Origin of the sequence: Mesorhizobium sp. M4A.F.Ca.ET.020.02.1.1 (genome assembly GCF_004022645.1) — a bacterium.
GTDB lineage: Bacteria > Pseudomonadota > Alphaproteobacteria > Rhizobiales > Rhizobiaceae > Mesorhizobium.
Genome location: NZ_RZOI01000349.1, coordinates 1 through 6,157, shown reverse-complemented (window position 1 = coordinate 6,157; position 6,157 = coordinate 1). Strand labels below are relative to the sequence as shown.

Below are 6,157 nucleotides of genomic sequence, written 5' to 3'. Positions count from 1 at the left end.
GTGAATTTGTTGGTGGTGTCATCGAGCTCGCCGACCGCCGAGACCACCTGGAAATCGGCATAGCCGTGATTGTAGTAGAAGCGGCGCAGCAACTCCTGATCGGCGCGCAGCTTGTCCTCGTCATAGACGTCGTCGCGCAGCACGAAGGAGAGCCAGGACGAACGCTTGGTGTTGATCACGTCGGACAGACGGCGGCTGGAATAGGCACTGTTGCCGACGAAATTGATCGCGGCGATCTGGGTGCGGCCACCTTCGTTGATGTTGAAGACGACATTCACGCGGTTGTCGCCGAGTTCCATGATTTGCGTGGTCACCGCCGCATCGTCGCGACCGATGCGCCGGTAGGCGGCCTTGACCGCCTCGACGTCGGAATCAAGCGTCTGCTGCGAGAAGGTCGCGCGCGGCTTGAGCTGGACCGCGGCTTGCAGAGCGTTGTCCTTGAGCTTTTTGTTGCCCTGGAACAGGACCTGATTCACGACCTTGTATTCGGAAACCTTGACGACGAGGGTCGAGCCGACCTGGTTGATCTGCACATCCGAGAACAGGCCGGTGCCGAACAGCGCCTTGACCGCATCATCGATATCGGAGCTGGAGAACGCCTTGCCAGGCTTGATCGTGATGTAGTTGCGGATGGTGTCGGCATCGACGCGCTGGTTGCCGCTGACCTCCACTCTCGAGACGACTGCGGCTTCGGCTACCGATGTGGCAACAAACTGCACTGCGAGCGCGCCTGGCACAACCAGAGCGGCGGACAAAGCCACCGCGGACGCGGCGCTCATAAACTTGGATGCTGCCTTCATCGGGCTTTTGTACCTTTTCTCGTAGTCCCCACGGCGAGAAAACCGGACGTGCGGTAATTTTCCCCTACCGTATTAACCGGATTTTCCCTACACGCAAGGCTTCTGGTTAATTTGTAATTACTTAACCCTGGTGCGTGGCTTTCGCGTCACGCCTACCCCTGTGCATGGTAAACGGCGTCTCAACATTGCGGCTGCCGAAGCCAAATTTCTTCATGATTTCAGCACCCAAACAGATCGTTCCAGAACACGAAGCCCATAAAGCCCAACACCAGAAGCAGTCCGGTCCGGTAGGCCATTTCCATCATCCGCTCCGATACCGGCCGACGGAAGACGGCCTCCACGCCGTAGAACAAGAGGTGGCCGCCGTCGAGGGGGGGAATCGGCAGAAGATTGAGAATTCCTATTCCGACTGACAGGAATGCAACAAGCTGCACCAGCCATTCGAAGCCGAGTTTCGCCGCCTGACCCGACATTTTGGCGATCTTGATCGGTCCCCCAAGCTGGCATTTGTCCTCGCGGCCGACAACGAAACGCTGCAGAAACTGCCCCGTGCGCTGGATGACGTGCCCGGTCTCCTCGATGGCCGCGCCCACGGCACCGACGGGATTGTAGGTGACAATGCGCGCCTGGCCGAGTTCGGTGCTGTTGACGACGCCGATCACGGCCACCTTGATCTTGTTGCCCAGCGCATCCTGCTGTTCCATCGGCACAGGGGTCGCTGTGAGCGTAATCTCCTTGCCATCGCGCAGCATGGTGAAGGCGATGGCATCGCCGGCGCGGCCCTGAACGAGGCGCTGGACGTCAGCGAAGGTCTCGACCGTGCTGCCGTCGACTCTGACGAATCGGTCACCCGGCTGGATGCCTGCCTTGTCGGCGGGGCTGCCAGCGGTGACCTGGGCCACCATTGGGTCCAGCACCGGGCGGCCATAGACGGAAAACAGCACGGCAAAGACGACTATGGTCAGCAGGAAATTGAACAGCGGCCCGGCCACCACTGTCGCGGCGCGTTTCCAGATCGGCTGGGTATGGAACGCGACCTCGCGCTCCGAATCACTCAGCGCCTCCAGGTCCTCGGCGCTCGGCTGGCTCGACGTGGCATTCATGTCGCCGACGAATTTGACATAGCCGCCAAGCGGTATGGCGCAGAGCTTCCAGCGTGTGCCGTGGCTGTCGTTGAAGCCGATGAGCTCGGGGCCGAAGCCGATCGAAAAGGCCTTGACGCCGATGCCGCACAAGCGGCCGATGAGGTAGTGGCCCATTTCGTGCACGAAGACCACCACGGTCAGCACGAACAGGAACGGCACCAGCGTGCCGAGGACGAAGCCTTCCGTGCTGAACAACGCGTGAAGAATCTCGTTCAAGTCGTGTCCTCAAAACCGTGCGCGACGCAGGCCGTGCCGCGACTGTGACATCAATCCGGGCGAATCCGTGGCGCTGCCTGTTCTTCGCCCTGCGGCATGCGGTTCAAATCGGAAACAGCCCCTGCGCCGGATGATCGGCGCCCGCCGAGATCCAGCCGATGACGTACAGGGCCAGAGCCGCCGCGACAAGCCCGTCCACCCTGTCCATGACGCCGCCATGGCCAGGGATCAGGTTGCCGGAGTCCTTCTGGCCGTGGCGGCGCTTGACCCAGGATTCGAAAAGGTCACCTGCCTGCGCCACCACCGACAGGGCGAGTGCCACGAGGCCGAGTGTTCCGAGATTGCCGACTCCGGTCGCCGAGGCCAAAAGCACACCGGCCACGACGCCGCCGACGGCGCCGCCCAACGCCCCGCTCTGCGTCTTGCCGGGCGAGATCGACGGCGCCAGCTTCGGGCCGCCAACGGCGCGACCGACGAAATAGGCCGCTATGTCGGTCGCCCAGACGACGGCGAACAGGAAGAGGATCGCAATCAGGCCGGAATGGTCGCCGTCGCGCAGCATCGCCAGCGACAGGCCGGAGAGAGACGCATAGGCCAGCCCGGCGGCGTCCCATTGCGTCGCCCCGCGCATTTGAGTGCTGGCGGCCGTGACCACAACTATGACCACGACGAGCGAGAGCAGCCAGGATGCCGGCACGCCGGCTATCAGGAAGCCGATGAAGGCCAGCAGCAGCGCTTCCGGCAGAAAGCCCAGGGCGCCGCCGGTTGTCGGGCGCGACATGCGCGACCATTCGTAGAAGATGGTGCAGGCGATGAAGCTGCAGAGCAAGCGGAACGGCATGCCGCCGAGCCAGGTGAGTCCGAGGGTGACGGCGGCCAGCACGAGCGCCGAAATCACACGCAGCTGGAGATTGCTCATCTGGCCGCCGCTCACGAAGCGACGTCTTGGGCGGCAAGCCCGCCGAAACGGCGCTCGCGGCTTGCGAAGTCGCGCAGCGCGTCGGCCAGGTGTTCCCGGCTGAAATCGGGCCAGTAGCAAGGCAGGAACACAAGCTCGCTGTAGGCCGCCTGCCAGAGAAGGAAATTCGACAACCTGAGCTCGCCGCTTGTGCGGATGACCAGCTCCGGGTCGGGAATGCCATCGGTGTCGAGCGCGCCGGCAAAGGCCTCCGCCGTGATAGCCTCGGCGGTGATTTCGCCGCGCCCGGCAGCCGCGGCAAGCTTGCGCGCCGCGCGCACGATCTCGTCGCGCCCGCCATAGTTGAAGGCAATGACCAGCGTCAGCGCCTTGTTGCCAGCGGTGAGCGATTCGGCTTCCTGCAGCAGGCCCCTGATATCAGGCTGCAGCCCCGCCCTGTCGCCGACGATTCGCACTCGCACGCCGTTCTGATGCAGTTCGGCAAGGTCGCGACGGATAAACAGTTTCAACAGGCCCATCAGGTCGCTGACCTCGGATTTCGGCCGCGACCAGTTTTCCGACGAGAAGGCGTATACTGTCAGGAACGAGACGCCGAGGTCGGGCGCGGCGCGCACTGTCTTGCGCAAGGCCTCGACGCCCGCGCGATGGCCGGCAAGCCGCGGCATGCCGCGCGCCTTGGCCCAGCGTCCGTTTCCATCCATGATGATCGCGACATGCGCGGGCGTTGCCATGGTCTCGCTTTCGGGCCGGTGGAGAGCCGAACCCTAAACCTGCATGATTTCAGCTTCCTTATCGGAAAGCAGATGGTCGATGGTGCTGATCATCTCGTCGGTCAGTTTCTGCACCTGATCCGAACGCTTGCGGTGATCGTCCTCGCCGATGAGGCCGTCCTTTTCGGCCTTCTTGAGGAAATCCATGCCGTCGCGCCGGACATGGCGGACAGCGACGCGGGCGTTCTCGGCATAGCCGTGCGAGATCTTGACCAGTTCCTTGCGGCGCTGCTCGTTGAGTTCGGGCAGCGGGATCCTCAGATTGGTGCCGTCGACGATGGGGTTGAAGCCGAGGTTGGATTCGCGGATGGCGCGGTCGACGGCGCCGACCATCGCCTTGTCCCAGACCGACACCGAAAGCATGCGCGGCTCCGGCACGGACACGTTCGCCACCTGGTTGATCGGCATCGTCGTGCCGTAGGCCTGGACCTGAATTGCGTCGAGCAGGTTGCTGGACGCGCGGCCGGTGCGCAGCGAAGCCAGGTCATGCCGGAACGCGGCGATCGCCCCGTCCATGCGCCGCTTGAGGTCGTCGAACTCACCACTCATCATTGTCTCCTCGACCCGTTTGCCGGGTTCACTGTTTCAGGGCAACAGCCCCGTGCTCGAGCCTTGTTCCGATACCGCCTGCCGCTTCATAGCGGGCTTCCGGATCGGCATCGGCTCCGGATCAATCGTCCGCAACGACCGTACACCGGCCGCCGCCCCTCAGAATCTCGCCAAAACCACCCTTTTCGTGGATCGAATAGACGATTATCGGAATGTTGTTTTCGCGCGCAAGTGCAATCGCTGCCGTATCCATGATCGAAAGCCCGCGTTTGATCACTTCCGCATGGCTTATGCGTTCGAAGCGGGTCGCGTTCGGGTCTTTCTTCGGATCGGCGGAATAGACGCCGTCGACCTGGGTGCCCTTGAACAGCGCATCGGCGCCAATCTCGGCGGCGCGGAGCGCTGCTGCCGAATCGGTGGTGAAGAACGGATTGCCGGTACCGCCGGCGAAGATGACCACCTTGCCCTGGTTCATGTAGGCGGTGGCCTGGCGCTGGGAGAAGCTCTCGCAAAGCTCCGGCATGGCGATCGCCGACAGCACTACGGCATCGACGCCGATCTTGTTCAGCGAGGTGCGCAGCGCCAGCGAGTTGATGACGGTGGCAAGCATGCCCATGTGATCGCCGGTGACGCGGTCGCCGCCCTTGGACGCAACCGCCACGCCTCGGAAAATGTTGCCGCCGCCGATGACGACGCCGACCTCGATGCCCATCGCGCGGGCCTCGGCAATGTCGGCCGCGATGCGGTCAACGACCGAGACATCGATGCCGAAATGCTGCTCCCCCATCAACGCTTCGCCCGACGCTTTCAGCAAGACACGTCGGTAGAGGGGCTTCGCCGTCATCTGATCCTCGTCATTGTGCGTGTGAAGCGCCTGGGGTGGCCGCCCTCGCGCAGGCGCCGCGCCCAAAAACACCGGCGCGATGCGAGTTCCGATACACGAAGGGCGCCGCGATGTCACGCGGCGCCCCTGCGCAATGCCCGCCTCTCCGGCTTGCGCCAATCAGTCGCTGGCAACGCTGACGGCTTCGCCCTCGATGAGCACCGGCTGCGCATAGCCGGCCGGCTTGTCGCCAGTCGTGGCGCCGCCGGTGACCCGGCCCTGGATCTCGAAGCCGAAATAGGAATGGGGGAATGGCGCCGGGGATCTGCTGACTACCTCCAGTCTTTCGCGAAGCGCGGCTGGAATTGAAAAATCCAGCGCCCCGATATTGTCCTGTAGTTGGGCAAGCTTGGTCGCGCCGAGAATGACCGTGGCGACGCCCGGCTGCGTCGCCACCCAGTTGAGCGCGACCTGGGGCATGCTGCGGCCGAGTTCGGCGGCAACCTTTTCGAGCTCCGCCACGATCTTCCAGTTGCGCTCGGTGAATTTCTGGAACCCCGGATGGGTGGTGTTGCGGAACCCATCGAGCCGGCCGGCATTTCCGGCCTGCGCCGGCCGATACTTGCCGCTGAGCAAGCCGCTGGCCAGCGGGCTCCAGACCATGATGCCCGCCCCGTGACGCGTGCCGAAGGGGACGAACTCATGCTCGATCGAACGTTCGGCGAGCGAATATTCGAGCTGCAAGGCCGAAACTGGCTCGTAGCCGCGCAATTCGGCAATCGCCTGGGCGCGGCCGGCATACCAGGCCGGCACGTCCGACAGACCGATATGGCGCACCTTGCCCGCGCGCACCAGGTCGTCCAGCGTGCGCATGACCTCTTCGGCCGGCGTCAGCCTGTCCCAGACGTGAAGCAGGTAGAGGTCGATATAGTCCG

6 protein-coding genes and 1 pseudogene are annotated in these 6,157 nt (G+C 63.6%); all 7 read right to left on the bottom strand.

Going from position 1 to position 6,157, the window contains the following annotated elements; genetic code table 11:
* Window positions 1–800: FtsQ-type POTRA domain-containing protein (locus tag EN742_RS20650; protein ID WP_128333215.1), on the bottom strand; the 800-nt coding region annotated here is incomplete at its 3' end.
* A gap of 218 nt (window positions 801–1,018) precedes the next feature.
* Complete coding sequence (gene rseP, locus EN742_RS20645) at window positions 1,019–2,161, bottom strand: RIP metalloprotease RseP (RefSeq protein WP_126054468.1); 1,143 nt, start codon at window positions 2,159–2,161, stop codon at window positions 1,019–1,021.
* Window positions 2,162–2,264: 103 nt separating this feature from the next.
* The gene (locus tag EN742_RS20640; protein ID WP_128333214.1) at window positions 2,265–3,080 is read right to left on the bottom strand and encodes a phosphatidate cytidylyltransferase; all 816 of its coding nucleotides are present in this window, start codon (window positions 3,078–3,080) and stop codon (window positions 2,265–2,267) included.
* 11 nt (window positions 3,081–3,091) lie between these two features.
* Window positions 3,092–3,823 (bottom strand): annotated as a pseudogene (locus EN742_RS20635) (isoprenyl transferase); the annotation flags it as partial.
* A gap of 21 nt (window positions 3,824–3,844) precedes the next feature.
* Window positions 3,845–4,399: a ribosome recycling factor gene (frr, locus tag EN742_RS20630; RefSeq protein WP_126054465.1), complete on the bottom strand. Its 555-nt coding sequence runs from the start codon at window positions 4,397–4,399 to the stop codon at window positions 3,845–3,847.
* A gap of 121 nt (window positions 4,400–4,520) precedes the next feature.
* Window positions 4,521–5,243, bottom strand: coding sequence for a UMP kinase (gene pyrH / locus EN742_RS20625; protein ID WP_126054464.1), 723 nt, complete (start codon window positions 5,241–5,243; stop codon window positions 4,521–4,523).
* A 159-nt stretch (window positions 5,244–5,402) separates the two neighbouring features.
* Window positions 5,403–6,157 (bottom strand): aldo/keto reductase (locus EN742_RS20620; protein ID WP_148670171.1); only part of this gene is annotated, 755 nt, incomplete at its 5' end.